This is a genomic window from Bradyrhizobium sp. USDA 4502 (assembly GCF_054063355.1).
Window position 1 is genome coordinate 495,124 of record NZ_JBSSGF010000001.1, and the last position, 26,143, is coordinate 521,266.

General features: G+C 60.1%; 24 protein-coding genes and 4 pseudogenes. 17 read left to right on the top strand and 11 right to left on the bottom strand.

Annotated elements, in window-relative coordinates; all coding sequences use genetic code 11:
* Positions 1-572: 572 nt before the first annotated feature.
* On the top strand, positions 573-1,778 hold the full coding sequence (locus ACVW1B_RS02325; protein WP_309144982.1) for an ISNCY family transposase: 1,206 nt from the start codon (positions 573-575) through the stop codon (positions 1,776-1,778).
* Between the two features lie 140 nt (positions 1,779-1,918).
* Here ACVW1B_RS02325 and ACVW1B_RS02330 read toward each other — a convergent pair whose 3' ends face one another.
* The 5 genes and pseudogenes from ACVW1B_RS02330 to ACVW1B_RS02350 all read right to left on the bottom strand — a co-directional run bounded on the left by ACVW1B_RS02330 (position 1,919) and on the right by ACVW1B_RS02350 (position 4,139).
* Positions 1,919-2,110, bottom strand: coding sequence for a hypothetical protein (locus tag ACVW1B_RS02330; RefSeq protein WP_069275774.1), 192 nt, complete (start codon positions 2,108-2,110; stop codon positions 1,919-1,921).
* A gap of 24 nt (positions 2,111-2,134) precedes the next feature.
* Positions 2,135-2,377: a hypothetical protein gene (locus ACVW1B_RS02335; protein ID WP_141713231.1), complete on the bottom strand. Its 243-nt coding sequence runs from the start codon at positions 2,375-2,377 to the stop codon at positions 2,135-2,137.
* A gap of 383 nt (positions 2,378-2,760) precedes the next feature.
* Positions 2,761-3,027 (bottom strand): hypothetical protein, encoded by a 267-nt coding sequence (locus ACVW1B_RS02340; protein ID WP_253603473.1) that lies wholly within the window; start codon positions 3,025-3,027, stop codon positions 2,761-2,763.
* A gap of 149 nt (positions 3,028-3,176) precedes the next feature.
* Positions 3,177-3,804: pseudogene (locus ACVW1B_RS02345) on the bottom strand (hypothetical protein).
* 14 nt (positions 3,805-3,818) lie between these two features.
* The gene (locus tag ACVW1B_RS02350) at positions 3,819-4,139 is read right to left on the bottom strand and encodes a hypothetical protein (protein ID WP_253603471.1); all 321 of its coding nucleotides are present in this window, start codon (positions 4,137-4,139) and stop codon (positions 3,819-3,821) included.
* 677 nt (positions 4,140-4,816) lie between these two features.
* Here ACVW1B_RS02350 and ACVW1B_RS02355 point away from each other — a divergent pair.
* The 9 genes and pseudogenes from ACVW1B_RS02355 to ACVW1B_RS02395 all read left to right on the top strand — a co-directional run bounded on the left by ACVW1B_RS02355 (position 4,817) and on the right by ACVW1B_RS02395 (position 13,898).
* On the top strand, positions 4,817-5,908 hold the full coding sequence (locus ACVW1B_RS02355) for an IS5 family transposase (protein ID WP_069276043.1): 1,092 nt from the start codon (positions 4,817-4,819) through the stop codon (positions 5,906-5,908).
* Positions 5,908-6,252: a hypothetical protein gene (locus ACVW1B_RS02360; protein WP_057019377.1), complete on the top strand. Its 345-nt coding sequence runs from the start codon at positions 5,908-5,910 to the stop codon at positions 6,250-6,252. Before ACVW1B_RS02355 ends, ACVW1B_RS02360 begins: the two co-directional genes overlap by 1 nt.
* 246 nt (positions 6,253-6,498) lie before the next feature.
* Entirely contained in the window at positions 6,499-6,939 is a 441-nt protein-coding gene (locus tag ACVW1B_RS02365) for a low affinity iron permease family protein (RefSeq protein ID WP_069275768.1), read from the top strand.
* 717 nt (positions 6,940-7,656) lie between these two features.
* The gene (locus ACVW1B_RS02370) at positions 7,657-8,928 is read left to right on the top strand and encodes a hypothetical protein (protein ID WP_253609759.1); all 1,272 of its coding nucleotides are present in this window, start codon (positions 7,657-7,659) and stop codon (positions 8,926-8,928) included.
* 1,078 nt (positions 8,929-10,006) lie between these two features.
* Entirely contained in the window at positions 10,007-10,282 is a 276-nt protein-coding gene (locus tag ACVW1B_RS02375; protein WP_375166988.1) for an NUDIX domain-containing protein, read from the top strand.
* Positions 10,263-10,475 carry a hypothetical protein gene (locus tag ACVW1B_RS02380; protein WP_253603468.1) on the top strand — a complete coding sequence of 71 codons (213 nt, stop codon included), beginning with the start codon at positions 10,263-10,265 and terminating at the stop codon, positions 10,473-10,475. The genes ACVW1B_RS02375 and ACVW1B_RS02380 overlap by 20 nt, the downstream gene beginning before the upstream one ends.
* Positions 10,476-10,674: 199 nt before the next feature.
* Entirely contained in the window at positions 10,675-13,038 is a 2,364-nt protein-coding gene (locus ACVW1B_RS02385; RefSeq protein WP_253603465.1) for an AI-2E family transporter, read from the top strand.
* 486 nt (positions 13,039-13,524) lie between these two features.
* Positions 13,525-13,611 (top strand): annotated as a pseudogene (locus ACVW1B_RS02390) (YidB family protein); the annotation flags it as partial.
* Positions 13,612-13,634: 23 nt separating this feature from the next.
* Positions 13,635-13,898: a GlsB/YeaQ/YmgE family stress response membrane protein gene (locus ACVW1B_RS02395; protein ID WP_069275764.1), complete on the top strand. Its 264-nt coding sequence runs from the start codon at positions 13,635-13,637 to the stop codon at positions 13,896-13,898.
* Positions 13,899-14,431: 533 nt separating this feature from the next.
* On the opposite strand, the gene ACVW1B_RS02400 is transcribed toward ACVW1B_RS02395, so the two are convergent.
* The 3 genes from ACVW1B_RS02400 to ACVW1B_RS02410 all read right to left on the bottom strand — a co-directional run bounded on the left by ACVW1B_RS02400 (position 14,432) and on the right by ACVW1B_RS02410 (position 16,439).
* Positions 14,432-14,791: a Crp/Fnr family transcriptional regulator gene (locus tag ACVW1B_RS02400; RefSeq protein ID WP_456821168.1), complete on the bottom strand. Its 360-nt coding sequence runs from the start codon at positions 14,789-14,791 to the stop codon at positions 14,432-14,434.
* A 34-nt stretch (positions 14,792-14,825) separates the two neighbouring features.
* Positions 14,826-15,161: a cyclic nucleotide-binding domain-containing protein gene (locus tag ACVW1B_RS02405; protein ID WP_456821169.1), complete on the bottom strand. Its 336-nt coding sequence runs from the start codon at positions 15,159-15,161 to the stop codon at positions 14,826-14,828.
* A gap of 1,068 nt (positions 15,162-16,229) precedes the next feature.
* Complete coding sequence (locus tag ACVW1B_RS02410) at positions 16,230-16,439, bottom strand: hypothetical protein (protein WP_253587825.1); 210 nt, start codon at positions 16,437-16,439, stop codon at positions 16,230-16,232.
* Between the two features lie 1,018 nt (positions 16,440-17,457).
* Between ACVW1B_RS02410 and ACVW1B_RS02415 the strand changes: the two genes are divergently transcribed.
* The gene (locus ACVW1B_RS02415; protein ID WP_069275785.1) at positions 17,458-17,733 is read left to right on the top strand and encodes a photosystem reaction center subunit H; all 276 of its coding nucleotides are present in this window, start codon (positions 17,458-17,460) and stop codon (positions 17,731-17,733) included.
* A gap of 448 nt (positions 17,734-18,181) precedes the next feature.
* On the opposite strand, the pseudogene ACVW1B_RS02420 reads toward ACVW1B_RS02415, so the two are convergent.
* Both ACVW1B_RS02420 and ACVW1B_RS02425 read right to left on the bottom strand, forming a co-directional pair.
* A pseudogene (locus tag ACVW1B_RS02420) lies at positions 18,182-18,698 on the bottom strand (ATP-binding protein); the annotation flags it as partial.
* Between the two features lie 785 nt (positions 18,699-19,483).
* Positions 19,484-20,389, bottom strand: coding sequence for an NAD(P)/FAD-dependent oxidoreductase (locus tag ACVW1B_RS02425; RefSeq protein WP_069275761.1), 906 nt, complete (start codon positions 20,387-20,389; stop codon positions 19,484-19,486).
* 382 nt (positions 20,390-20,771) lie between these two features.
* Between ACVW1B_RS02425 and ACVW1B_RS02430 the strand changes: the two genes are divergently transcribed.
* The 6 genes and pseudogenes from ACVW1B_RS02430 (at position 20,772) to ACVW1B_RS02455 (ending at position 23,010) form a co-directional block, all read left to right on the top strand.
* On the top strand, positions 20,772-20,975 hold the full coding sequence (locus ACVW1B_RS02430; protein ID WP_141713229.1) for a DUF72 domain-containing protein: 204 nt from the start codon (positions 20,772-20,774) through the stop codon (positions 20,973-20,975).
* 256 nt (positions 20,976-21,231) lie between these two features.
* The gene (locus ACVW1B_RS02435; RefSeq protein ID WP_253603462.1) at positions 21,232-21,585 is read left to right on the top strand and encodes a hypothetical protein; all 354 of its coding nucleotides are present in this window, start codon (positions 21,232-21,234) and stop codon (positions 21,583-21,585) included.
* Entirely contained in the window at positions 21,582-22,004 is a 423-nt protein-coding gene (locus ACVW1B_RS02440) for a phage holin family protein (RefSeq protein ID WP_253603459.1), read from the top strand. Before ACVW1B_RS02435 ends, ACVW1B_RS02440 begins: the two co-directional genes overlap by 4 nt.
* Before the next feature lie 15 nt (positions 22,005-22,019).
* A pseudogene (locus ACVW1B_RS02445) lies at positions 22,020-22,103 on the top strand (hypothetical protein); the annotation flags it as partial.
* Positions 22,104-22,355: a hypothetical protein gene (locus tag ACVW1B_RS02450; RefSeq protein ID WP_456821170.1), complete on the top strand. Its 252-nt coding sequence runs from the start codon at positions 22,104-22,106 to the stop codon at positions 22,353-22,355.
* A gap of 109 nt (positions 22,356-22,464) precedes the next feature.
* Positions 22,465-23,010, top strand: a complete 546-nt coding sequence (locus ACVW1B_RS02455) for a hypothetical protein (protein ID WP_456821171.1) — start codon at positions 22,465-22,467, stop codon at positions 23,008-23,010.
* Positions 23,011-24,084: 1,074 nt separating this feature from the next.
* On the opposite strand, the gene ACVW1B_RS02460 is transcribed toward ACVW1B_RS02455, so the two are convergent.
* Entirely contained in the window at positions 24,085-25,767 is a 1,683-nt protein-coding gene (locus ACVW1B_RS02460) for a helix-hairpin-helix domain-containing protein (protein WP_253603456.1), read from the bottom strand.
* Positions 25,768-26,143: the final 376 nt, after the last annotated feature.

The following is a 26,143-nucleotide window of genomic DNA, read 5'->3' on the forward strand; positions in this document are numbered from 1 at the left end:
CGGTCTCTCAGCCACCGACGCCTACGGGCAGAGCCTCGGCCGGTGGTGCCGGGTTAATAATCCGGTTCGTTGTCGGTTGCAAAAATTTCGCTGGCTAGATCTTAGACTTCGGGTCCGCCAATTGGGCGGCTCGCTGTCATACGGGAGGGGACCTTGAACCTGGCTCGGCCCAAAAAGGTGTCGGGTACCGGATCGCTTAGCAGTTCGGCCGCCTTCACTATGGCCGCATAGACCCTCGCATTGGCGTCCGCGATCTCGAACGCCAGATCATGGGCCTCGATAGATGTGACGTTGGAGAAGGCCGGGCGAGGGAACTCGGTTCCGCCCGCCAGGCAGGCTCGGGCTATCGATATCGGAGCGAGGATCGCGATCCGCGGGCCCGCTTCGTGCCGGGGCGCCTTGGCCTCAGTACCGTCTCGCTGGGCCGCAAGCTGGTCGTGTGTCGGCTCAGTTCGGCGCCAGGAAGACTCGGAGTTAAGGCCTCGCGCCAGCAATCAACCGATGCTCATTCGATCCCGAAATCACGCTCGTTCGGAAGCGGAATCGGCTCATGGTGACTTCGTCCCAGAAACGTGTCGGGCTTGGGCAACCCCAGCGCAGCGTTGGCTCGGGCGAGGAGATCGTCCGCTGACCGGGCGCCGGAGGAGGCGCTGGAACGGATGCTTGCGCTGTACCGGGACAAGTACGCGGACTTCACGGTGAAGCACTTCCACGAGCAGATGCAAAAGCGGCACGACTATGTGCTGGGCTATACGGTGACGAAGCTGGCGCTGCACGCGGCGGGGCTGGTGCGGAAGGCTCCGAAGCGTTCGGCGCACCGCAAGAAGCGGCCGCGGCGGCCGCTTCGGGGCATGCTGCTGCACCAGGACGGATCGCGCCACGTTTGGATCGAAGGCCTGCCCGCGAGGGACCTGATCGTCACGATGGACGATGCGACCAGCGAGATCTACTCGATGGTGCTGGTCGAGGAAGAAGGAACGGCCTCGACCTTCCAGGCCTTGCGCGAAGTGATTGGCGAGCATGGCCTGTTCTGCGCGCTCTACACCGACCGCGGCAGCCATTATTTCCTGACCCCAAAAGCTGGCGAGAAGGTCTCGAAGACGCAACAAACCCAGGTGGGACGGGCTTTGTCGCATCTTGGGATCGAGCATATCGCAGCCTATTCGCCGCAGGCGCGCGGGCGCTCCGAGCGGGTGTTCGGCACCTTGCAGGATCGGCTGCCGAAGGAGCTGCGGCTTGCCGGGATCACGACGGTTGAGGCTGCCAACGCGTGGCTGAAGGCGCATTACATCCCCGGGCACAACGCCGCGTTTGCGATCAAGCCCGAACAGGAAGGCACGGCATTCGTGGCCGATCGGCATGAGGCCTGGCGCGAGGCGCTGTGCGTGATCGAGGAGCGAACCGTCGCCAACGACAATACCGTTGCATGGAACGGTCGGCGGCTGCAGCTGCCGCAGAGCCGGCTCAGGCCTCACTTCGTCAAGGCTGTGGTGCGCCTCCATGAGTATCCCGATGGCACCGTCAGCGTGTTCCTCGGACCGCATCGGTTGGCGATGTTTAGCGCCAACGGACAGCAGATCAGCCCCGACGCGCTTCAGCCTGGCAGCGTGCTCGGAGCCGTCAAGGACAAGCCCTGGCGGGCGCGCAAGCGCGCGTCCTTGACCGCTCCTGCGCGCGCCGCCGTCGAGAAGGCGCGGGTCGGGACGGAGAAACGGGCTTCAAATCGAACAAAGAAACCGACCCACGGGGCTGACCAGACCGCCCTATCCATGGCATGACAACGCGGCGGACCCGTCCACGCCTTCCGGCTCCCCTGCAAATCAGAAACGAAGGCGACAGATCACGAGCTACAAAAACACGACATCTTCACCCGCTACGGACAGGGCTTAGATGACCGGCCTCGCCGCTCGGCTCGGATCTAATGGGGCGTGGGCGCGGATATAGTCCCAATGATTTGCATGTCTTCTTTCCGCACGGTTACGCGGCGTCCTGTCTCGGCAGCGATCTTTCGGGCGGCTCGCATCGCGGAATCCTCGTCCGTCAGTTCGAGCAGGATGATGCTGCCTGTTCCCGAGAACGCGTCAGGGTTCAAGAGTTCGATGATGAACAATGGTCCCCCTCCGGACGATCATTTTCACCGCGCGTTTATAGCGGCCTTGACGCACCGCAATTGCGCAGGATCATCCGATCTCGCACGAATCTGGTTCGTCAGCGCCTGCGCTATGATCTCGGCTTGTTCCTTGGTCAGCTTCTCGGCAAAGGGGCCATCTTTCTTTATCTGGGCCGGTCCTTTGAGTTCGCTGTCGTAGACCATCCAGCCAATGCTTCTTTGCCGAACGAGGAACCGGCCTCGCATCGGGCGTCCAATAAATTCCATTGCAACCATCCACCTGTGAAACGCGAGTTCACCGATTGGCTTGCAGGATGGTGTGCTCCGCATTGAACTATGTGAATCGTTGCGATCAACTTTGGACAAGCACCGCTCGCGCTTTCCGCAGTGAACTGAAACGGCCCCAACCAGGGGGCCGCCAACCCGAGCGATACGGGTTTTCCTCCAGGCAGTCGGGGGCACCTTTGGCTGACCAGAAGCGCCAATTAGACGCTTGGCAATAGCTCCGTCGGATCGCGCCCCGGCAATCGACACAGCGAGCGCAAACGCCGCGGGCGCCACCGGGCACGTCGGACTTGGTCGTCGGGAAGCAAAAAGAAACGGCCCCAGTAAGGCATGCTGAGACCGCTGCTTTACTTCCGCCTCGCGGTTTATTTCTTCATGTGATCCTTCGACATCGAGCCACTCTTGTCCGTCGTGCCTTCCTTCAGTTTTGGGTCATTCTGGGTTGCGCCGGGATTCGCAGCGCTGGGGCTGCTGGACGCGCCTTGACCGGTGGTCGCCGCCGGTGAGTTTCCGCCGCCGCTACCACCGCCACTGCTGCCACCACCACCACCACCACCACCGCCCTGTGCGCTGGCTGCAGCAATTGAGCCGGCCATGAACGCAGTGACCAAGGCGAGTTTTGCGATTTTCATTTGATCGTTTCCTTCCTGTTTTTAATAGAACAGACTGGAAAACAGAACGCGTTTGAGATCGTTCCTCCTACTGCAGCGAAAAGGCCCCGACGCTGAGGAGACATACGTCGGGGCTTTCGGTCGGCGAATTGGGAAACGAGGTTCGCGCGTCAGCGACCTATTCCGGTTCCTTCGCCATAGAGTTCGCGCTCGCGCTGAATCTGCTCGCTGCTGAGTGGCTGCGCCGCAGGATCAAAGCCCTTCCATCCAGACCGCTGCCATGCCGCCGTGCGCTTGCTGATGTCGACTGACGACTGATCGAGCACAGCTTCTGCTCGGCCACGATCCTGTTCGTCGACACGTGCACAGACGAGCGTTCCGCCGCGACGCGCCCTCGGCATATTGCGAGGCTTCCTCTTCCGGAACGCCCGCTTGAGTCAAGGCGCCGATGACGCCGCCCGTTGCGGCGCCCGCGGCAGCACCGGCCGCGGTGGAGACGAGCCATCCGGCAGCGACGACCGGGCCGAGGCCAGGAATTGCGAGCAGGCCGAGGCCAGCGAGCAATCCTGCAGCTCCGCCCAGTCCTGCGCCGATGCCCGCACCTGCGCCTGCTCCTTCTGCTCGGTCGTCAACCCCGTCGCGGTCCCGATCAACTTTGCCATCCCGGCCGTGCCAGCCCTCCCCATTGTTTGCGATGACGCTGATATCGGAGGAGGGGACGCCGCTCTGCTCGAGTTGCTGGACGACACGCTCAGCGTCGCCATAGTTGTCATAGAGGCGAGAAATTGTAGTGGTCATGCTGGTCTTCCTTTCTAGTTCGCCGGGTTCACATTGCCCTGGAAGTCCAGGCTGACTTCGGTCTGCTTGCCTCCCTTGGTGGCCTTTCCTCTCCAGACGCCATTACCGTCCTTCTTGAGGTCGGAAACGCCGGAATAACCGGCAGCTTCGATCCGTGACTTCGCTTGTCCCTCGGTAAAGCTGTTTCGACCCGCCACGGGTTCGTTCGAGTTGTTTTCACCCGACCGATTGACGGCGCTATTGTTTGGCTCGCTCTGCGCCGGTGGCGTTTGCGCCGAGACAGGTGCTGAGCTCAGCAGAGCTGCCGTGGATATGATAGCAAAGACTCGCAACATCTTTTTGTCCTTTGGTTAGCTAATTGCCGAGGACAAATGAACGTCAATTCGATTGGTTGCTAAGTGCGTTACTCAACCGCAGGCAGGCTGGCTTCGTCGCTCGTGCCTTATCGCATGTTAATAGACCAGTTCTGATTGTCCCGCAGCAGTTGGGGGCCGCCGCAGGTTACGGTCGGTTTCTTGGGAAGCGAAGGCAAACAGCTCCTTGCCGGTTCGACTCATCTTGGGATTGACCGTTGGTCGTCCAAGCCAATCACTTATGTGAGCTGGCTCTGGCCACTTAGGACCCGGGCTGGCTACATGCTAAGCAATAGTCAACAGTATACGGCGATCACGATCACTATCTGAACGGGGAAGCAGTGAAGCGCAAGCTGACTGCCATGGGGCTCGTCGCGGATGCGGGCGTCAAGCAATCAAAGCGCCATCGCGTCCGTGACCGACGTTGTGATATCATGATCCTAATGACGAGCAGTACGGCGGCAGGAAGATAGATCTCAAAGGCCGGGAGAAGCCTAGGCGCGGGGATGCGGTCTGCGCATCGTCTAGTCGGTTGACTACCACCTAAGTCTAGGCCGGAGGGGCACCCGTTCGTGGAACTAGCAGGCTGTTGAAAAAAGGCGGTCGCCGCCGACCGAGGATCATGATTCATTGGCTCCGACGAGATTCGGAGATGGTGCGTGCGCGGCGGCGACAATCGAACGGGCGAGCTGTTCAGCTACGTCGACCTGGAAGCAAGGGTGCGGCGTGATCATCCGCTGCGAGGGATCCGGACGATCGTGAACGAGGCGCTGGCGGCGCTGGAGCACGAGTTCGCCGCCCTTTATTCGCCGATTGGACGGCCGTCGATCCCGCCGGAGAAGCTGCTGCGGGCGATGCTGTTGCAGGCGTTTTATTCGATCCGCTCGGAGCGGCTTCTGATGGAGCGGTTGGAATATGATTTGCTGTTCCGCTGGTTCGTCGGAATCGGAGTCGACGATGCAGCCTGGGACCATTCGGTATTCTCGAAGAACCGCGACCGGCTGCTGGAAGGCGACATCGCGGCGAAGTTCCTGGCGGCGGTGCTGGCGCAGCCCAGGGTGAAGAAGCTTCTGTCGAGCGATCACTTCTCGGTCGACGGCACGCTGATCGAGGCCTGGGCCTCGATGAAGAGCGTCAAACCGAAGGATAGCTCCGGCGAGCCGCCGGCCCAAGGCGGCGGGCGCAATGCTGAAGCGAACTTCCATGGCCAGAAGCGCTCCAACGACACCCATGCTTCGACCACCGATCCGGAGGCCAGGCTCTACCGCAAGGGGAAAGGCAAGGAGACGAAGCTGTGCTTCATCGGGCACGGGCTGATGGAGAACCGCCACGGCTTGCTGGTCGACGCCTGCCTGACGCAGGCCGGTGGGCATGCCGAACGGGTGGCCGCGCTGCACATGATCGAGCCTCGTGCCGATCGACCGACAGCGATCACGCTTGGTGCCGACAAAGCCTACGATGCAGAAGACTTCGTCAACGAGCTGCGCTCGATGAACGTGACGCCGCATGTTGCGCAGAATACCGGCGGCCGTAGCTCTGCGATCGACGGGCGTACGACCCGGCACGGCGGTTATGCTGTCAGCCAGCGCATCCGCAAGCGGATTGAGGAGGCATTCGGCTGGATCAAGACGGTCGCCGGGCAAGAGAAGACCAGATTCCGTGGCCGTGATCGGGTCGGATGGGCCTTTACCTTCGCTGCGGCCGCCTACAATCTGGTGCGGCTGCCCAAGTTGATCGCGGAGACCGGTTGATGGCCAAGGTGCCCGGCTTTGCCAAGGCCTTTGCCGGCCGCTGGCGCATCGTCGAAATGGACAACTGGGACAGCGACTTCCTCGATCTTGTCGGAGAGGCGCATCTCACCTTCCGTGGCAAGTCCGATGGCGAAATAGCGTTTGGGGCTCTCAAGGGCTTCCTGGATGCTCGCTACGGCACCCGCGACGGATCGGCCTGCGCCGAGTTCTCATGGGAGGGGCACGACGAGAATGATCCGTCCTGTGGTCGCGGATGGGCCATGATCGGCACTGCGGGCAGGCTCGTTGGCCACTTCTACATCCACAATGGCGACGATTCAGCCTTCGTTTGCGAACGCGGCTGAGTTCTTCAACGGCCTGCTAGAGCTTAGTCGGCCGCTTGGATAACCGATTTCTTCATCGTTCGAACGAAGAGCTCGACGATATCGGTGCAAGCCGTAGCCTCGTTGGCTCGGTATGGCGGCCACGCGCCAGGCTGCCAACCCGCGTCACCTTATTTGTTCGGCGCAGAGCGAATCTCTGCCGCCTTCGCGACGGACGGCTGAGCGTGATGGGGCTGAACTTCAGCGGGGCCGGCGCGTTGGAAAGGAATGTCACAGAAGCAAAGCGAACGACATCACCGTCGACTGTTCGCATCAATCGCAAACCAGGCCTCCCAAGCGGCCGGCCGGGCATCGACGTTTGTCCTGGCTTTCGCGGTAGTCGTCGTCTGGGCCGTTACTGGACCTCTGTTCAAGTTCTCCGATACGTGGCAGCTAGTCATCAACACCGGAACGACAATCGTGACCTTTCTGATGGTCTTCCTGATCCAGAACTCGCAGAACCGCGACAGTGCTGCTATTCAGGTGAAGCTGGACGAGCTAATACGGACGGGCATGGTGCAGAATAGTTTCGTCGGAATCGAGCATCTGAGCGCTGACGAGCTTGAGGATCTGCGCACGCGCTGCGAGGAACGCGCTAAGGTGGTCGCCGAAGACACTGCCGAGGGCAAGACAGGAGCGCGCAGGCCTCGCCGACGCCCAACCGATTAGTGGTTCCTCGCGGCCGGGGAGGCTACCATCCTGGGGGATACTCATGATGCGGAAACATCATTGCTTCAGACTGTTCCGGCAGCGCGCCCAGCGATGAGCCTGACTGCCACTTCCCCGGCATTAGAAAGATCCGGAAGCGTTTACCGGGATTGAACTGCATTCTCGAGCGCCGAATAAACATGTCGCAGTTGGGACACACAAAAAATGAATGGTGATTGGCTTGTCATGGGCTGCAATAGCCGAGCCGCATCATGCTTCTTCGGAGGATCAAGATTGGGTCCGCTGGGGCGTCCTGGCGATGGTGCCAGAGCTCAATGCTGTAGAACCTGCCAGGCTTCCGAGACGCCATCCCAGCTCCCTTCAGATCGGGCGCACTGTCCCGGCTATGACCGTCGGGCGGAGGGAGAGGTCCTTGAGAGCCTTCGAAGCGGCACCACGTCGCCATCAGCTCGGATCGCGACCATTGCTATCTCGAGTACATCGACCCTAAGCTTAGCAAGCTCATCGACGACGCCCTGGGATCCAGCTCGCCGACGATCACTCGGTCATGGGGCGTCCATCCCCAGATGGTGTCCAGACAAGAAGCGTGCGCAACGCACAATGGAGCAGGTGAAACATAGCGCCGTCTGTAACCTCGCAATTAGCTGCCGAAATTGACCACCACTGCAGCGGCTCACGCAATAGGAGCTAAGGTCAATGCCGGACGTTGAAGGGCTTATGGAGACCATGGAAGCCTATCTGCGTCGAAAGCATGAAGAGCTTCAGTTGCTGGACGCCTGTCTTGACCACTCCTTTGCGCCGCCAACTCCGAAGTCGATCAATGAAGCGATCGCACTCAAGTTCAAGCTCACGGCGGCCATCAGAGCTCAACACGATCTAACAGAGTGGACCACGACCGAAACCGCCTGGTCGCATCGCAAGAAATCTTTCGATAGCCCGTTCGACTTCCGGTACGACTACCAGCGCGCCGATCTCGACGTGGCTGGCCCGTCCTTTTATGATCTCGGCGAAGATATCGAATGGGAGACCGTCTACACGTCTTCTGGCATGGCCTCCATATCTGCCCTGCTTTTGGCGTCGTCGCACTTGTTCGATCGAGCGGATATCGTGTCGCTGCCAGGGACGTACGGAGAGACCCTGGAGTTCGTTGAAGCGTACGCTAGGCACCTGAAGAGCATCACGGCCGTAGAAGTTCTGGGCGCGCCCGCTTCAGGCGCGTCGCACCGCATCCTTCTTCTGGATTCCTGCGCATCGGCAAAGGATTTTGAAGCCTGTCTGCGCTCACCCTGGGCGCAATTCGACCTCTGCATCTTCGATAACAGTTGTCTCGCCGGTAGCTCCGGCAAGATCGCGCGCGCGTTACGGAAGGCCCGCAGGTGCGGAGTGCCCATGGCCATGATCCGAAGCCATACAAAGTTGGATTCGCTAGGCGTCGAGTATGGACGATTGGGCTCTACGACCTTCGTCCGCTCCGCGGAGGCCGATCTCTGGGCTCGATCGCCTCTCCGAAACCTGCCCGATGAGATGCGCAACGCAGTCAGGCTGCTCGGCGGCGCAGCGCTACCGGCCCACTTCCCGCCTTATGTCGGCAGCCCCGAATATCGGTCGCTGACCACGAGGAGAGTGGCTGCAATCATCCGCAACAGCCGCCGTACTGCTCACTTCTTCCGTCAGGCGCTTGGCGATCTGGTGAGGCAAACGAATTTCGCGCATGGCCTTTACGTGTTGCTCAAGTGCAGGCGGCCCTTGGACGAAGAAGAGGCAAGGCAAGCGGCGTCGGAGATGAGCAGGGATCTTGGCCTGGCCGGCTTTCCGATCCGTCATGCCGGAAGCTTCGGGTTCGACTTCGCTGCCACGGAATGGTTTCACGACATGACGACCGGGGCGTTCAGCGTCCGCATAGCCGTCCCGGACCTTCCCACCAAAGTATGGGACGAGCAAACCTGGGCGATAGCTCGGTGGTGGAACGAACACGACTGCCGAGCATGAAGCATGCGGGACACTTGCTCGCTCGCAATGTCGGCCCGATTAAAAAAGCCGCGCGAAATTTTCGCGAATTCGATATCTGGCCTGATCCATGAAGCTGTTGAGTCTGCCCGCCGACCCGAGGCCGCCTTACTGTCGCAGAGATATGCTTCCGTGGGAACTTCGCCTGCGGATGCAGAGGAAATACCCGTCGCTGCAGTTGGCGGCAACGCGCGGCAATGTATCGTTGCAGAGGAGTTCCGGTGCCTGGTTTTAGGTCCAGCCCGCTTTAGGAACCGGTTTGTGGAAGTTGCATTGTCGCTCAATATTGTTGAAGGAGGAATGCAATGCGAAAAATCGCTTTGGCCGCACTGACGGTCGCCGCGATTTCTGCCGCAACTGTTGCACCTGCGGAAGCGCGATGGCGGGGTGGCGGTTGGCACGGCGGATGGGGCCCGGGTATCGGTCTCGGACTTGCGGCTGGTGCACTGGCCTTTGGAGCCGCTGCAGCTTCGCCCTACTATTACGGTCCAGGCTATTATCCGGGCTACTATGGCTATTATGGCCCTCGGTATTATCGGCCCCGGGTTTATTACCGGCCCTACGCGTGGAGGGGGTATTATGGCCCGCGCTTTTACGGCGGATGGGGCAGCCCGTTCTACGCAGCCTGGTGATCACAAGAGACCGGAGCGGGCTTTTCACTTTGCTGGAGCGGCCGACGCCTCGTCGGTCGCTTGGCGTGCAGACCTTAGCCAGAACTCCGGCGCAGCGTCACCTGCGGATGTGGCAAGTCCTGGCGACTGACAGCATGAACCTTAACCTTTCTCAAATGACAGTCGCAGTGTGCTCGCCCTCGCCCGCAAGATCAGTCGAAGATAATCTTCGGTCGATCTTCAACGCCGACCGCCAAAGCGGTCGCGTCCCGAACACGTGTTTTGCTGGTGGACGCCTGAGTCCGAGAGAAGATGAACGTCGTGCGGAGCACACTACGTTCCATTTGCAAGCTGTCCCGGTATCTGCTCTGGCGGGGCTCATCATATCTTGTTTGTGACCGCGGTTTCGGCCGGTATGAAGCGGACTAGTCACCGCTCTAGATTCATCCATGTCTACGGCAACCTCATCTAGACCACAAAGTGCGGGGTCTTCTGCTTTCCGCCATCACGCAAATGTCTTTCAGGTCCTGCTCGGGCATCCGAACGGGCCTTTCTGGCGGCGCAAGCACGAGGGAGCTTGGACGATTCCGAAGGGCATCATCATGCCCGGCGAGTCACCGCTTTCTGCAGCCCGGCGCGAGTTCGCCGAGAAGCCGGACACGCGTCAAGCGGGCGGCTTATCTGTCTCGGGGCAAGATCGTTTACGTGTGGGCTGTGGCGGGTGATCCAGATTCCGCGGATATTCGCAGCAACACCTTCGAGATGGAATGGCCCCCGCCTTCAGGTAAGCTTCGTATTTATCTGGAGCTCGAACGAGCCGAGTGGCTCAACACTCCTGCCGCGCGCGTGAATATCCTTGGGGGACAGGCAATCTTCCTGCAGCGCCTGTCGGCGGTGCTCGACCCAAGGACTGAATGAGGTGCCCCGGCGAGGGGAGTCGATCGGGCGGAGGCCCGAGAAATCGTTGGTATTGAGCGGATCACGGTTATCCCTTCAGTCGGCTTGAGCCTGGAGGCTACCGGCCCAGGCAGTACGACCGGCCGGAGTGCTGCGATTGGATCCAAACGCGTCGGCTCGCGGTTGACCTGTCCTGAACCTTATTGAAAGGCTCGCTCCTATGGTCGAGCTGGCTGCCCCACCGCCGCAAAGAACGCCGGCCGCGCAAGGCGCGTCCTCGCCAATGCTCACGGCCGGCGGCATCGTCCTGGCCATCGGAGCCCTCTATCTCGGCCGCGAAATCTTCGTTCCTTTCGCTCTTGCCATTCTGCTCAGCTTCATTCTCACGCCCTTGGTTAATTGGCTAAGGCGCTGGAAAGTACCCCGTGTTGCAGCGGTACTCATCGCCGTTTCCATTGCCTTTATCGTGGTTGCAGGTGTTGCCTTGGTCGTGGGACGTCAACTGGTCCAGCTGGCTACCAACCTCCCCGATTATCAAACGACCATCACCGAGAAGATCCACTCGTTGCAAAGCTCTGCGCCAGGTGGGGGTATTGTCGACACAGTTACCACGACGATGCAGGATCTTGGCAGAGAGATCTCGGGGAATAAGAAAAAATCGGGGGCCGCGCCGTCCCGGCTTGGCACCGGCAGGGAGCATCAGGAGCCCGTCACCGTGCGTATGGAGCCGCCGCAGCCAAGACCGCTGGAGCTCATCCGCTCTGTCATAGGTCCGTTGCTGGCGCCCCTCGCTACGTCCGGGCTCGTCGTCATTTTTGTGATCTTCGTGCTGCTCGAGCGCGAAGACTTGCGCGATCGCTTTATTAAATTGGCAGGAGCCGGGGACCTTCAGAAGAGCACTCAGGCCATCAACGACGCCGCGGGCCGGCTCAGCCGTTATCTGTTGATGCAGCTCGTAGTTAACCTGAGTTACGGCGTGCCGATCGGCATTGCGCTCTACTTTGTCGGCGTACCGAACGCGATTCTCTGGGGACTACTTGCAGCGGTACTTCGATTCATTCCCTATCTCGGTCCTTTTCTGGCTGCTATATTCCCGGTGGCCTTGGCGATCGCCGTCGATCCCGGCTGGACGATGCTGTTTTGGGTGGTCGGCCTGTTCGTTACGGCTGAACTCATCAGTAACAATGTTATCGAGCCTTGGCTTTACGGCTCCAGCACAGGGTTGTCGTCACTTGCAATCATTATCGCCGCCATCTTCTGGACGATGCTGTGGGGACCTGTCGGGCTGTTCCTGGCGACACCTTTAACTGTCTGCCTTGTCGTCATTGGGCGCTATGTTCCGCAGTTGGAGTTCTTGGGCGTGCTTCTTGGCAGCGACCCTGTGCTCGCTCCAGAGGAGCAGCTCTACCAGCGATTATTGGCTGGCAACCTGGAGGAGGCGGTTGAGTTCGCCGAGAGCTATGTCGACGAGTGCTCCTCACGCGAGTTGTACGATAACGTAGGCATTCCAGCCCTTCGTTTGGCGGAGAACGATCGTCAGCGCAGCAGCATCGACACAAACTACCGGCGTCTTGTCGCGGATACCGCTATCTCCGTTGTGCAGGAGGTTGACGACCATATCCACGAGAAAGCGCATTTAAACGTAGACGCGGATCACGGGACGCAGCGACCATGCGTTCTCTGTCTCGCAGGACGCACGGAGCTTGATCATGCAGCGGCGGAGATGCTCGCGCAGGTACTTCACGAGCACAACATCGCCGCCAAGGTCTTGCCGCCGATCGTGGTCAGTCGGGAAGCATTGGGGCAGCTTGATCTCCAGGGGGTCGACGTGGTGTGCCTGTCCTACTTTCACCCGCAGCCACAGGTCTATGCCCGCTATATCTTTCGTCGCCTGCGCCGGCGGGCCCCCCATGTGAAGCTAGCCGTCTGCTGCTGGAATTTGATCGCCGGGACTGATCAGACGGAAGAGCTCAAGAACCAGATGGCGGCCCACGCCGTATTCGCCTCGCTCAAAGCCTGCACTGAGCAGGTCGAAGCATGGATAGGTCGCGCGCCAGCCCGCGGCGATACGCCTCAGGTCACGGCTGACGCCGAGCAGGCACAGCTTACCGCGCTGCGCAGCCTCCGCTTGGACAATTCAACACGTCAAGCCGTGGATGAGGTGTCCAGGAAGATTGCGCAGACCTTCGAGGTCCCGATCGCGCTGGTGTCATTTGTCGATGATATTCAGCCAACCATCGCTGACAGCCGCCTCCAGGACATTCAAGCAGCTCCGCAGGGCAATCACGAGGGCTCCCTCGACGCTCATGTGGTTGCTTCAGACGATGTGCTCGTTTCTGAGGATGTCAACGAGGATCCCCGCTTCGCCGATGATCCTCGTGTGCTGGAGAGAGGCATCCGCTTCTTCGCGGGGGCTCCGCTCAGAACTTCATCCGGCCACGTTGTAGGCTGCCTCAGCGTAATCGATACCAAGCCGAGAGAGTTCGCCGACCGAGATCGACAGCGCCTACAGGAGATGGCGAATCAATTGATGGTCAATATCCAGAGCGCCCGAGCGACGAAAGATGTCGCTTCGGCGATCTAACAAAACTGCATCCAGCCTCCTAAGCGGACGGAATGGTGCAAGAGCTGCAGTAAATGTCGGTCTCTTAGGAACAGAACCTGGTCGTCTGAGTTTGAGCTGTCGAACCCCACTAGGAGTCGTAATATGGGTCGCGGAATGCCATCCATGACTGCACTTCTCGGACTGCTCGCCATCGCTGGATATCAGAACCGCGAGAAGTTGGCCGAACCGATGAAGGCGCCCGGACCGAGCTCTTCGGAGCCTCCCGGTTCCCAACAGCCCCTTGGGGGCTACTTGGTCTGAGGGGCATGCTAAGCGGCGCTGGAGTCAGGAGGCTGCTTCAATGAGGAATGGCGAACTGCTGGAGAAGTGCAGCCAAACCCGCCCCGGCGATGCGGCTAATCCTGGATCAGCTCGAGGCCGAACAAGTAAATTCCGCCCGCGCAACTGCAGAAAGCAGTTAGTTCTGATGTGTTGACCAAGCTAGAGTAGGAAACCGGGCTCTCTCAAAAAGAAATACTCGCAAGGCTGTCGCGCGACCTACCCCGAGCAGTCGACAAGTATACGCTTGAGGGACGGGTACCCACTTCATAACCCTCATGTAAGAGGGGCGGAGAATGAGCATCATTTGGACTATCATCATCGGCTTTATTGCGGGGGTGATCGCGAAATTCATCATGCCAGGTGACAACGAACCCTCTGGATTCATCCTTACGACCATTCTCGGCATCGTCGGCGCCTTCGTTGCCACTTACCTCGGCCAGGCGCTGGGATGGTACCATCCCGGAGAGGGTGCCGGACTCATCGGCGCCGTGGTCGGTGCCATCATCGTGCTCTTTGTGTATGGTCTCTTCGCCGGACGACAACAGCGCACGAGTTGAATAGCGAGCTCGATTTGTCCGCGGCGTGGAGCGATCCTTCGCATCGTTTCATTTCGAATTTTTTAGTCCCGGAGAATTCACCGGATTATCGACCAGCCGCTGTTCGGCGTCACAATGGAATGCAGGACTGCTCCGGCGTTGCTCTCGGGGGGGACGGGTCGTTTTACAGGAACGGCCAGAACTCTAGCCGCTGCCGTGCCCAATAGCACTTGGATCCACTTGGCACCAATTTGACGAAACGGGGCTTAGATATGAACCAGCACCTGAAGCGCGCGAAACTCGAGTCTCCGCCCGCGGTTGAGCATTCATCAGCAGGTAGCATTCCCCATTTCGAATGACCATCGGTTTGATGATTCCGATGAGGAGGAGTTGCTGAATGACGATGGTGCTTGGCAGAAGGCCGTCATGACAGCTCGCGGTATCGAGTCCCAATTTCGACCTCGACAAGTCCAACCGTTGGTCGATCGTGATCAAGCGAGAGGAAGACCCAATCAGATTGACGTCGCCGCCAAGCGCATCGCCTCCCGTTCGAGCTAGGCGGCCGGCGGCAAGTGAAGATAAGTCGGATCGAATCCGGCCAGTTCTTCCAATTTATCGTGGTCCAGAATCCGGTAGTGTGGCCGCTCGACTTGCATGATACCCTGTTGCCGCAGTTCCTGCAGCGTGCGGTTGACGTGGACCGTCGAAAGTCCGAGACAATCTCCAAGATCGGATTGCGTAATAGGGAAGTTGAAATCACCGTCGCTCGTTCGACCGACAGCCCTCAATCGACGATGGATTTCGGCGAAAAGGTGGGCCATACGCTCGTCCGCGGACCTGCGGCCGACATTGACGATCCATTCCCTAAAAATCGCCGCGTCAATGAGCGTTTCGCGCCAAAGCGCACCTGTCACATTCGGGCGCTGCTTGCACAGGGCCTTGATCGCTTCATGAGGGTATCAAGCCAAGCGTGCAGGGTGTCAGCGTCGTGAAATCGTGATCCATGACGTTGAGGTAGAGGCTCTGCAGATCCGGTATTTCGCCGGGAATGTGCAACGAGAGGACTTGCCGCTTGCCGTCCTGCGTGATTTTTGCACGGTACGCAAATCCTTCGGCGAGAAGGCAACATTCCTTTGGTCGGCTGCCATCGGCGACAATAATGTGCTGAGCCGGGACTTGGCGTTCCTGGATCGGAAGCTGCTGAAGTGACTGAATGTCATCGCTGTCGAGCCGGTTGGAGACAGTTAGCTTTGTGATCAGGCTGGTCGCGATGTTTGAAGCCATCGGCCGTTCTCCGCGCATTGGAGGAATTGTGCGTAGCGGCGGCGGTGAAATGCCTGCTTCGCCAGCGGATGATCGGGAGCACGACACTCTCAGCCACCGGCGCCCAATTGATAGTTGCCGATGATGCTTAGATAACAATTGGCGGGACCGCGATGTTCCTCGATAACTTCGCGGTCGCAGATTGCCGGTATTGCGATCCATGCCGCACTACGCTGGTATTTTTAGACTGCAATAAGCTGGGCGTGCTTTTGCATAGTTTAAGGGCCTCCCAAACGCGGAGTATCGCGATGGGGCGTCCTCACTTGCTTGTCGGCCTAAAAGAAACGGCCTCCGCGCGGGGCTGAGGCCGTTCTTCCATTTGGATCGTCCAAGTGCTGCTGGGGTTTGGTCGGCGCGGCAGGGCGGTGGGTACCTCGATTGGGGGGCTGTTTAGCCGCCGGATTGAGGCGCGAAAGCATCCACGTATTCGGCTATTCGCGTCGCCAGTCGCTCGTAGTGGATTGCTTATCGAAGGCTAGCGAGCTGATGGAATGGAAGCCGCCAATCCTGCACCAGCGTTACAAATAGCTATCGCAATTGCAGCGAGATGATCGGTGCTCATAGCGATGTCCTTGCATCGCCCATCAATTGGTCCCCGAGCGCGAGCTATTTCCTATCGGCGGTACCCGCCACTTTGCAAGATCAATGCGTCGGCTCTGGGCGTACTAGGTTCCTCATTCCATTCACGAAGACGGCTCGTCAGGATTTTAGCAGCCAATGAGACTGCCGCTCGCCGGTGAACAAGCCGGGCATGCCGGAGGTGCTATTAAGACCCGCTGTTGTGAAAATCAGCGCTCGCGCAACATAGCCAAAGGCGGCATCTGCCGTTTATTCAAAAACGCCGGCCGCGTCCCGATCAGTTGCGGGGGGACGCATTATGAGAGTGCCGGTTGCCGGATCCTTCCTAGCGCAGGGTGTGTAATGCGCAACCGCATCGACATCGGGGGATGGATTCTCACCGGGCTCAAATGCTGCTCGACCGTTTTCCCGAGTTGTAGCTGTGTCCCTCTCAATGAGCCGGAAGCCGCTTCAAGAGCCGGTCGGATTGACAGATCGCCTGTCTTGGGGATGCTTGTCGATGGTCCTCTTCGCGGCAGCGATCGCTTCCTGCGTACGCTGATAGGTCATCGTCCTGACGGTATGTCCGCCCCCGAGAGGCGTGATCTCGACCAGGAAACCGCCGCCAGGCTGCTCGATGATCACTAGTCGGTGCGCCGAATATTTGAGCTCGTCTGCCACGTTCGCGGTCCCAACCTGTTCCAGACAAACAGCTGCAGGGTTCTGACGTTCCAATAGCGCAATGGCGACTCGAGCAGCGTCACTGCTCCCCGATCATGGCTACGGCCCCACGATTACGCGTTTCTTTGCGCCGCCGTCGCTCGGGCTCGCTCCAGCGTCGCGGGGTAAATCAGCTGGCCGCTGAGTTTGACTTCGTAGAGGAGACTCCGGTCTCCGAGACAAGGGTAAATTACCAGCATTGACGTCCGGACGGGGGGCCATGATCGCGTTCGTAGCGGCCCGTGTAGACTTCGATCTCAGACATTGGCCTGATCCGCCTGGGCATAGCCGAGAGATGGATACTTGGTTTACGCGCCCCCGGCCGGCTGGGACCACCTTTCCAAGGGTCGGCAAGCAGGACTCGAATTTTCATGCCCGGAAGGTAGGTGTCAGGAGCCGGTTTTGCTAATCTCTGCCGGCTTGTTTGTCAGCCGCTCTGCTAAGATCTCCGCTTGTGGTCAGCTTCTCGGCGAAGGGCCATCTTTCCCTCTCTGTGCGGGGCCTTTCAACTTGCTGTCCTAGACTACCGGCCTCGCATCAGGCGCCCGACCAAATTCATTGCAATCACTACCTGTGAAATTAGCCCGCTGATTTGCTCGCCGGCCGCGGCAGCTGCCATTTCACTGTCAATCGATGCGATCACGTTCAGGGCTCTGGCGCCCCGGCCAATTGAAAGCGGCCCCAACCTGGGGGCCGCCAACCCGAATGATACGGGTTTTCCTCCAGCAGTCGGGGGGCGCCTGGACCGGCTGGGGGCCCTCAACCGACGCGCTGCCAAGCTGATTGTTCCTCGCCCGTCTGGCGCCTAGGAAAAAATCGGCTGGCCTCCATAAGCGCGTTTCACATGTGCTAATGACGCGGCGCCCGCATGATAGGAAAACTTATCTTCCAGCCTGGCGCTCATCGTCGGCCGTCGCTCGAATCCATGCGAAAATTGATCGCGGCTTCAGATTACATTTATCAGGATAGTTGCGTACTCATGAACGAGTATTTTGACTGCAGCAAACGCGCGCTAAACATCCTCTCCGAACTGCATGCTTCCGAAAAAGAGTTGGTGGGCAAGGGGGTCGTCTTGTCCGATGGGAAAGCCGGTACGATTGATCACGTCTTTCTAGATGACGTCCATGGGCTGCGCATTGCAATTGTGGGACATGAAGGTCGATGGCCAATAGCGATGGTCAAGCAATTGGAAGGGGATCTCTCAAGAAAGCCAAGCGACACAATAAAATTACGGCGCGCGATTCACGAAGGTTAACGACTCCGGTGCTGCACAATGCGACGATCGGCTTCCTGACGAGGAGCTTAAAACCATGGAACGCATGAATGGAGTAGAGCGGACATTTGCGTCGGTTACCGCGCTGAGCGCCTTGGTTCTCGTCGCTAGCCTGACCGCATATGCGTTTAGCTAGTGGAATCAGAAAAGTAGTGACATCCGAACAATAGGGCAGATAATTTTCATTTCGTATTGTTTCAGCCCTGGATGCGGATTCCGATGAGTCTCGCCCGGGTGTACCGATTTGATATCGCCCGGGCGCCAAGCGTTCTGGCTGTTTGGTTTCTGGCATCGGCGAAGCCGCGTGGTCAATCTCGAATCGCGGCTCGAAGGACTCGTTTTTTGCTGCTCCTGCTGTTGGCATGTGGGCAATGCCCTTCGCGTTGTCCAAGCGCGGCGGCATGTCCACAGCGCCACTGGCTCAGGCCATTCAGCCGGGCTTGCGGGTTCGCTGCAGGCTTTCGCCCTTGAGATCGATCCTGTGAGCATTGTGGACCAGCCGGTCGAGGACGGCATCAGCATAGGTTGGGTCGCCGATCAGCCGCGTGCTATTGATCGACGGGGAGCTGGCTGGTGACGATGGTGGAGCGGCGGCCGTAGCGGTCCTCGAGAATCTCCAGGAGGTCGTGGCGAGCCGCGGCGTCGAGCCGCTCCAGGCCCCAGTCGTCGAGGATGAGCAGATCGACACGGCCGAGTGCGCGCAGTAGACGCGGGTGGCGGCCGTCGCCGCACGCCAAGGCCAGATCACTGAATAGTCGCGGGACGCGCTGATAGAGCACGGAGCGATTGTCGCGGCAGGCTTTGTTGGCGAGCGCCGAAGCGAGCCAGCACTTGCCGACGCCGGACGGGCCACAGATCAAATGATTGGCGTGGTCGTCGATCCATTGGCCTTCGACCAGCATCGTCAAGAGGCTGCGGTCAAGGCCGCGCGGGGTACGATAAGGGATCGCTCATGAAGCGGGGATCACAGAGTGCAAGCGCGAACATACGACCCTTGTCGCAGCCGGCCGCCACTGTCTGGATGCCCTGGCGATTTAAGCCTCAGCCTCTTCGCGGAATTTCTCGATGGTGGGCATCGCAAGCCCTTCTCATATCGATAGATGCAGGCAATCATTGAACAAAATGCAACTACTTACCTTACCAGATTGCACCGGCAACACACCCTTGGTAAGCGAAAGCCAAATGCTCGCTTTCGCGAATCTTCAACTACCTGGCTTCTGCTATAGCGGCCGACACACAGAGCCAATTCGACGTCCTCGTTCCTGCCAATTATTGCAGTCGCATCAGTTCGCCAGATTAGGCATTGATGGCAGAGACATTCGTAAGTCCGTTCACCATCGCTGAAGTGACCAAAAAGGACGCTCGGCGGCGAAGCAGACTTGGCTAGCCTTAGCCAAGCCTCGTCAACGTTATGAGATTAGTCGCGGCTGTTCCGGACGCGAGAGCGGAAGTTGTACCGGCCGCACTCCATGAAAAGTAGCAAAGGCCGTTCGAGGAACTCAACCTCACACCCGATCTACAGGCTCGCTCCAGAGTGAGGGCGGCTCAGTGGCGACCTGTTTGTCGCGGCCTTGCTCTACAGACATGAGCGAAGCGAGGATGCGCGAAGCATGACATGAAGAGAGCTTCGGCGATTGAAAAAGATATCGTATTCGTGGAACGCCGCGCTAATGATGAGGACGAGTACCGGCGAAAGCTGAACGACAGGCTAGGTGGTCGGCAAGGCAGCCCGCTACTCGCTGAGCCCCTCGCGCCTGAGAAAGGCCTTGTTGATGGCGACCGCCGCTTTCGCGCCTTCGCCGAGGGCGGCCGCCACGAGCAGGACGTCGCGCGAGACGTCACCCGCGACATACACCCCCGGCACGCTGGTTTCTTCCGTGACCGGGTCGGTGATGACGCCGCCCTTTACGTCACGCTTGCAGCCAAGGTGCTCTGAAAGATGGGAGGCCTGGCGGCAGCCGGTCGAGAAAAACATGCCGGAGCACGCAAGCTGCGATCCGCTCTCGAAATTGATCTTTGCAAGAGCACCCTTCGCCCCCTCCAGCGATCGGATGCGATCCCTGCGCAATAGTATTCCGTGTCGCCTGAGCCGGTAGACGGCTTCCCCGCTGACTTCCGTGCCATCGCTGCAGCACACCACGTCCTTGACCCAGTGCGTCATCATTACGGCAAGATCCGCGCCCTTGTCCCCCTTGCCGTAGGCGGCGAGCCGTTTGCCGGCATATTCATAGCCGTCGCAATAGAGGCAGTGATGGACAGAAATGCCATAAAAGGCGTCGACGCCCACAAGCTGCGGGAGCTCGTCGATAAGCCCCGTCGCTAGGAGAACTTTTGCGGCAATGCCACTGGTCCCGTCGGCGCATACAAACCCGAATCCGCCGTCGGAAGGATCGACTTTCATGACCCGGCTCTGGCGGATCAAGACGGTCCCATGGCCGGCAAGCTCCTCCCGCGCATTCTGCAGGAATTGCTCGGGCGAGCGGCCGTTGGATCCGAGGAGCCCGTGAATCTCTTGCGAGGCGCGGTTGCGCTGCTGCTGATCGTCGCAGAGCAAAACGTTCCGCCGGCATCTTCCCAAGACTAAGGCGGCGCTTAATCCGGCGGGGCCGCCGCCGACCACAAGTACATCCACGTCCATTGGTGCAATTCCAGTTGGTCCGGGTACTTCCGGCAACAAGGAACCGTCACCGACCGTTCCTGCGTTACGTATTCCGGAAAGTAACTGCCCTCGCAAATCGTACAATAAAATCACCGGCTTTAGCGGCACGAGCGGAGGCGACTGCGGAGGGAGAAGCCGCGCGAAAGCAACATCGGGCGGGCCGAGAAGATGCGCAAGATCTGGCTGAAGATACGGGCGAGCGGTTCGAAGGCGTCGTTAAGTGCGACAAAGTTGCCCATATCGGGTGCTCGGGCTGGCGCTACTGGAAATGGCGAGACTCGTTCTACGCTTCCTGCCGCAGGCCTGCATTCGACACGATTGAGTTGATGCCTCATTTTACTCGTGGCCTACCCCCGCGAACGTGCAGGCAGGGCGCCGCCCGCCCGGGAGCAGAGAGTTTGTATATACGGTAAAGGGCTGCGAGCTCATCACGCACATTAAAGAGTTCAAGGGCGTGAAGACGCTTATCCGGGACTTCGGGAAGGCCGCCGATATTCTTGGCGATCGCATGGGGGGTTCCTCTTCCAGCTGCCGCCGAGCTTCCGCTACACCAAGTCCCGCTTAACTTCGATTGCAAGTCAGCTCGATCCCGCATGGCGCAGACGTGGTGGAGTTCCGGCACAAAGTGTCGGATTTCACAGCATGGCGGTCGCAGGCCCCTCCGTCGATCAATTGGACAGAGAAAGTACGATTGCCTACACGTTTCTCTTTCGGGCCAGGAACATCGAAAGCGTCATCATGTTGGATTCTGTGGAAGAGGAAGGGACAAATGCGACTGCGGCCGCGCGGTCAAGGGCGGCTGCACACGAGGGATTTCGACTATGCCAGACGCAACCACGCAGGCAGAACAAAAGGCAGAACACGCGGCCGGGCGGCAAAAGCAGGCAGGCGCAAGCCAGATCGAGCAGGTGGCTCAAGCCGTCCACGGCGCCGCCGACGAACTTCAACAGCAAATGCCCAAGGCCGCCGAATTTGCGCACGCGGCCGCTTCCCGCATCGAAGAGGGGGCGGGTGCGCTTCGCGAAAGCAGCCTACGGGACCTCAGCGGGACCTTTAACGACTTCGGACGGAAGGAACCGTTGGCAGTGTTTGGTGGCGCGGCGCTCGCCGGATTTGCGATCTCGCGGTTTCTGAAAAGTTCGGCGGACCCCTCACGGGGAGGAAATACGCCATGACCCCCACGCACTCACGTTCCGTCCCCGAAATCATCGGCGATCTATTCTCCCAGCTCACGGTCCTCTTGCGCAAGGAAGCGCAGCTCGCGCGCGCAGAGGTCTCGGAGAACATGGCCAGCATCGGCAGAGGCCTGGGCCTCATCGTCGGCGGCGCTGTGCTGCTGATACCTGCTCTCGTTATCCCGCTCCAGGCCGGCGTTGCGGCGCTCTCCGAGCGCTATGGCATGGCCTCCTACTGGTCAGCCCTGCTGGTGGGCGGGATCGCGCTGATACTCGGAATCATACTTCTTCTGGTCGGCATCAGCCGCCTTAGAATCGAAAACGTCGTGCCCCGCAAGACCGTCCACCAGCTCCAACGGGACGCCTCGGTGGCGAAGGAACAGGTGAGTCAGGATCATGAGCCACGCCGAGCAGCTTGACAAGAGGCCGAACAAACACGTGCGCAGATTGCCAGCACCCTGGATGAATTGCGCGCCTGCATGACGCCTGGGCATGTCCTAGATCAACTCGCAGACAGGGTGATCGACGGCGCCGGCGCGGCGTTCGCCCGCAACCTGAGAGACCAGGCCGTTCGCAATCCGATGCCGCTTGTCCTCATGGGAGCAAGCCTGGCATGGCTGATGCTGGGCGGCAGGTCGACCGATGGGCTCATGCGCCGCACGGAGGAGCGCCTTCGCGATGCCGTCAGCGATACTGCGGACAGCGTGCGTGATGCGGCCGGTAGGGCCGGCAAGTCGGCGGCTGAAAAAGCGCACCGAATGGAGCGATAAGGCCTCTGCGGTCGGCAGCGACACTGCCGAGGGCCTGAGGTCGACTGCCGAGGACGCCAGGCGGGCGGCTTCACAGACAGGAGACCGGCTGCGCGATATGGCGGGCTCGATGACGGACGCCGCTCAACAGACCGCTTCCGAGACAGCCGAAGCAGTGCGGGACACGGCCGGGTCGGCGAAGGATTCCGTCCAACGTAGCGCTGCAGCCGGGTACGATGCAGTCGCGGACACAGCCCGGCGGACGGCATCTTCCATCACGGAATCAACCAAGGCCGCAGGGCAACGAACCCTGCAGACCGGCAGCACCTTCCTCGATTTCTGCCGTGAACAGCCGATGCTGCTGACCGGCCTGGGGATCGCCGTCGGAGCGCTGGTGGGCGCCTTGCTGCCGGCGACTGAAGCTGAAAATCGTCTCATGGGCGAGACCAGCGACCGCCTAAAGGACCGCGCCCAGGATCTGGCATCGGAGCAGGTCGAAGGCGCCAAGGAGATCGGCGAGCGCGCGCTCGATGCGGCGGCCGACGAGGCTTCTAAACAGGCAGAAGGCGCGGCCCAGGAAGCTAAGGCCGACGAGGCCACTCTGGTGCCGGGCTCAGAGACGTCCGAGCGTGAGACGCGAGGGCAGCCCTGGTCACCCGAAAATGCGCCACTCTGAGCGCAGCAGTCGCGGCAGGCCGCCTTTGTGGGCCGCCGATGGCTGAAATCTTATTGGTCCGCATCGCCAACGCGCGTGCACTGACGAGTTTGACCGACGTCTTGTGCGCCAAGCTGCCACCCATGCGCTAACGCTCGCGGGATCGCGGGGCGCTGCAGCGAGCGGTGTAATCACGCGCATGAAGGACTATCCGGCCAAAATCACGCTCGGCAAATGCGAGAAACAGGCGCAACTCGCATCATTGTTCTCTGCAAAGATTATCGGGGCTCCCACAATGTCCGGCTAGACGCAGCGATAGCACGACGGGATGCATCGTCCGATCTCGAGCCGCGGTTTAATTGCACGGCCTTGAAAGGCAGGGCTCGATCATTCGATCGGTTGACGTGCCACCCGAAATGGGCCCCAATGAGCCGGTAGACTGGGTTGGTGCACGTCGCCCGGCAATTACGCCGTAGTCAGTGCCCAAAGAACAACCACAGCAGGATGATCACAGGAATTGGCACGCCCAAAAGCCAAAGCAAAACGCCTCGTCCCATCTCGCTTCCCTCCCTTATTTAGTCACGCCAATGGCAACTCCGGAAGACGCGGCCATGTTCCTAGCCCACCGATCGCGACGTCCTTGCCGCCGCGCGACGCTATTGGACGGATAGCGGTAGTCATCCCAGGCCATGTTCTGGGGTGATTTGATGGGCTTCCTTACCGAGGGGGACTCGAAACCCCTGCGCATTCATCAGAGCCCTTCCGTATCGTCGGTCCCGGACAGGAACACTTTCAGGTACTGACGGCTTTCGATGCCGGCCACCACGCGCCTTTTTCCCGGGCCGCGTCCGATCGGTTCAACGTGGAAATCGCGACGAATTCCTCGCCAATGCCCCAGCGCGGGCGCAACTCGCACGGTTCAATACGATAAGGCAACTTTCGAGGACGAGAGCGAGAAGCTCGCAACGGCGTCAATGAAGCTCACGGAGGCAGCACTGCTGTCGGTGCCTTCCTCTTCTTCTCCCTGTTGTGCTCAAGCGGCCGGCTTACCGTTCGGTCAAGTCGATAGGGCGGGTGAGCAGGCAGCCTCTGCCGCTACGCCGCCCGGGACAAAGTTCGCCGTTTCCGCTTCAGATGACGGGTTATCTCGGCCAGCGTCATGGCGTTCAGGACCCGGTCCGCCGGTACGCCGCCTTTGCGAGCCATCTCGACGCCCCAGTGCATGTGGTCGAGCTCGCGGATCGAGTGCGCGTCCGGATTGATGCTCATCATGCAGCCGAACTCCAGCGCCGCCTGGTGCCATCGCCAGTCCAGGTCGAGACGCCACGGATGGGCGTTGATCTCGACGGCGACATCGTGTTTGGCGCAGGCGCGCAGCACCTTTTCGACGTCGATTTCGTAACCTGGCCGGCGCTGAAGCTGGCGGCCGGTCATATGCCCGATGATGGTGGTGTAGGGATTGCCGATGGCGCGCAGCAGGCGTTCCGTCTGTGCCTTTCTGTCCAGCTTGAAGCGGCCATGGATGCTGGCGACGATGAAATCGAAGCTGTCGAGCACATCGTCCGGATAGTCCAGCGACCCGTCGGCCAGGATGTCGGATTCGATGCCCTTCAGGATCCGCAAATCCTTGCCGAACTTGCTGTTAAGCCGGTCAGCCTCCCGATGCTGCTTCTTGATCTGCTCCACTGAGAGGCCGCCGGCGTAGTGCGCCGACTTCGAGTGGTCAGCGACGCCGAAATATTCGAAACCTCGCTTCAGCGTGGCTTTCGCCATCGTCTCGAGGGTCTCGGTTCCGTCGGAGGCCTCCGTGTGGCAATGCAGGATCCCTCGCAAGTCCTGATCGGTTACCAGCTTCGGCAGTTCTCCGTTCAAAGCACGCTCGATTTCGCCGCGTCCCTCGCGCAGTTCGGGCTCGATGAAGGGCAGCCCCAGCGCCCGATAGATTGCTTCCTCGCTCTCAGCGACCACGCTGCGTTGCTTGTGCAGCCCGTTCCGTTCAAGGCGCATTCCTTTCTCTTCCGCAAGCTGGCGAAGCTGCTCCAAATGGGCGGGCGAGCCTGTGGCGTGCAGCAGGACAGCCCCAAAGTGCCTGCGGTCGGCGAGGCGAACCTGCAGCCCCGTGGTGTCGACGAATTCCGGCTCCATGCCGCTGCTCGGTGCCTCCGCAACAATGGCCAGATCTCCGATTAGCTCGCAGCCGCGCCGAAAGTCGCCCGCAATGGTCAACCTCTTAAGTTCGGGGCGGGCTTTGCGGAGGGAATCCTGCGCATGTTCGAGTAGGAGGGCCGCGCGATGCAGGTGCAGCCGACCGTGGCCGCTCTTGGCGATCGACAGGTTCTGCAAGATCTTGGTCTGCAATGCCGCACCGAGCCCTTTGGCTCGCTTGATCCGGTCCTCCTTTGCGGCCTGCTCCAGCTCGGCAAGCGAGGTGATGCCCACGTCCCTGTAGAGCCGCAGCACCTTTTCGGGTCGAAGGCCGGGCACGCTTAAAAGTTCCAGGACACCGGCGGGGATGTCCTGCCGGAGCTTCTCCAGGCTCGGGTGCGTGCCGGTGCGGTGTAGCTTGGTTACGATGTCGGCGATGGCTTGGCCGACCCCAGGGATCTCGGTCAGCCTGTCCTCCTCGATGAGACGATCGATAGGGACGGCGAGCGCAGCCAGGCTGTCGGCTGCCCGGGAATAGGCTTTCGCGCGGTAGGGGTTATCGCCGCGCAGCGCGCTCCGCTGCGCGTACTCGCGCAGCAGCCTTGCGATCTCTTTCGTACTGGCCTTGGGCACCGTGCCTCCGAACAGCGTAGCGCGATTTCAACGGCTCGCTGGGAAGCAGGGTTCCGGAATATGAGCGGGAACGGCTGCATCGCCGCTGTTGAGCCATGGGCATAGGTCCAAGAGTTCTCGCCATGCTCCGAAGCGAATGATCTGCTGGTGAACTGTCCGAAGTGCGGTGCGACCGTCGGCCCCCATAAGGACATGCTCGCACGGCCCGAGATCATTTTAGATGTTGCAAGTGCGGCAGCGAGGTGACCGGGCGGTTCCCCCGTTCCGAGCCTGCCGTCTCGCGCCGGTCAGTCTGGACCTTGCCTGAGCATCACCGGTGGGAAGTGGAGGACGAGCCATGAAACCGATCCTGGCCGCAGTAGCTTTGTCCGGCCGC

Bases quoted from the DNA above. Each gene is read 5' to 3' on its own strand.
- ACVW1B_RS02455 (WP_456821171.1), top strand. From the start codon at position 22,465: ATGACGGACGCCGCTCAACAGACCGCTTCCGAGACAGCCGAAGCAGTG.
- ACVW1B_RS02375 (WP_375166988.1), top strand. From the start codon at position 10,007: ATGTCTACGGCAACCTCATCTAGACCACAAAGTGCGGGGTCTTCTGCT.
- ACVW1B_RS02435 (WP_253603462.1), top strand. From the start codon at position 21,232: ATGCCAGACGCAACCACGCAGGCAGAACAAAAGGCAGAACACGCGGCC.
- ACVW1B_RS02340 (WP_253603473.1), bottom strand. From the start codon at position 3,027: ATGAAAATCGCAAAACTCGCCTTGGTCACTGCGTTCATGGCCGGCTCA.
- ACVW1B_RS02350 (WP_253603471.1), bottom strand. From the start codon at position 4,139: ATGTTGCGAGTCTTTGCTATCATATCCACGGCAGCTCTGCTGAGCTCA.
- ACVW1B_RS02360 (WP_057019377.1), top strand. From the start codon at position 5,908: ATGGCCAAGGTGCCCGGCTTTGCCAAGGCCTTTGCCGGCCGCTGGCGC.
- ACVW1B_RS02395 (WP_069275764.1), top strand. From the start codon at position 13,635: ATGAGCATCATTTGGACTATCATCATCGGCTTTATTGCGGGGGTGATC.
- ACVW1B_RS02335 (WP_141713231.1), bottom strand. From the start codon at position 2,377: ATGGAATTTATTGGACGCCCGATGCGAGGCCGGTTCCTCGTTCGGCAA.
- ACVW1B_RS02370 (WP_253609759.1), top strand. From the start codon at position 7,657: ATGGAGACCATGGAAGCCTATCTGCGTCGAAAGCATGAAGAGCTTCAG.
- ACVW1B_RS02440 (WP_253603459.1), top strand. From the start codon at position 21,582: ATGACCCCCACGCACTCACGTTCCGTCCCCGAAATCATCGGCGATCTA.
- ACVW1B_RS02365 (WP_069275768.1), top strand. From the start codon at position 6,499: ATGTCACAGAAGCAAAGCGAACGACATCACCGTCGACTGTTCGCATCA.
- ACVW1B_RS02425 (WP_069275761.1), bottom strand. From the start codon at position 20,389: ATGGACGTGGATGTACTTGTGGTCGGCGGCGGCCCCGCCGGATTAAGC.
- ACVW1B_RS02385 (WP_253603465.1), top strand. From the start codon at position 10,675: ATGGTCGAGCTGGCTGCCCCACCGCCGCAAAGAACGCCGGCCGCGCAA.
- ACVW1B_RS02415 (WP_069275785.1), top strand. From the start codon at position 17,458: ATGAACGAGTATTTTGACTGCAGCAAACGCGCGCTAAACATCCTCTCC.
- ACVW1B_RS02405 (WP_456821169.1), bottom strand. From the start codon at position 15,161: ATGGCTTCAAACATCGCGACCAGCCTGATCACAAAGCTAACTGTCTCC.